At 41.6% G+C, this 1,056-nt stretch carries 1 protein-coding gene and 1 pseudogene; both read left to right on the top strand.

What is annotated here, in order from left to right; genetic code table 11:
- Positions 1-204: pseudogene (locus DXA05_RS26130) on the top strand (helix-turn-helix domain-containing protein); the annotation flags it as partial.
- On the top strand, positions 201-1,056 hold an 856-nt coding region (locus DXA05_RS26135), incomplete at its 3' end, for a site-specific integrase (protein WP_128859793.1). The pseudogene DXA05_RS26130 and the gene DXA05_RS26135, both read left to right, overlap by 4 nt.

Raw genomic sequence — 1,056 nt, forward strand, 5'->3', positions numbered from 1 at the left:
CCAAGGAAACCAGTTACCATGTACCGCATGGAACCAGAGGATTGCTATACAATAGGTGAGATTTCCAAGAAATTTCATCTGGATGACAGCACCGTGTATGCTCATATACGAAAATACTCAATACCGACCCGGCAAATCGGTAATTATGTGTATGCTCACAAGGAATCAATAGACAAACTTTATAAAGATATAAAACCATTATGAAAAGATTAGATTATACTAAAGTCTCCGTCAAATTAAAGAAAAGTGAGTGGAGAGATGAGTGGTTCATCTATCTTGAAGCTTATCCTGTTTATGAGACGGGAAGTGACAAACCCAAACGAGTGCGTGAATATCTCAGGAGGTCTATTACTACTCCGATATGGGATAAAAGACGTAGTGAGCGAGCCGTTGCTGGTAGAATAAAGTACAAGCCCAAGCGAGATGACAATGGCGTTATTCAGTGTAAATCCAAGCAAGATATGGAAACTTGCCTTTATGCGGATGGCGTTCGAGTCCTGCGTCAAAAAGAATACGACAATATGGCTCTCTTTACTGAGCAGCAAATGGAAATGGCAGAACAAAGCGAACGCTCAAAATGCAATGTTCTGGAGTATATTGAGAAGCTAATCAAAGAAAGAGAGGAAACTGCGTCAGAATCGATAGTTGTCAACTGGCGCAGATTGCACACACTGTTGTCAATGTTTGCCAAGTGTGACTACATACAGTTCTCGCAGATTGACATGAAGTATATTGAGGCATTCCGTTCCTTCTTGATAAAGGCACCGCAGGGTGGTTCTAAGAAAGGAACTATTTCAAGGAATACGGCATCGACGTACTTCTCTATCTTCAAGGCGGCACTCAAACAAGCTTTCGTGGATGGCTATCTGAATTGTGATATTGCTGCCAAGGCTAAGAATATCATGTTTCAGAGTGCTCGAAGAGAGTATCTGTCACTCGAAGAACTTAATATATTGGCAAAGACTCCGTGTGATGATATACTAAAACGGGCAGCCTTGTTCTCTGCACTGACAGGAATGCGACATAGCGATATTCAAAAGCTAAATGGTCAGAGGT

Origin of the sequence: Bacteroides sp. AM54-2NS (genome assembly GCF_003602935.1) — a bacterium.
Taxonomy (GTDB): Bacteria; Bacteroidota; Bacteroidia; order Bacteroidales; family Bacteroidaceae; genus Bacteroides; species Bacteroides xylanisolvens.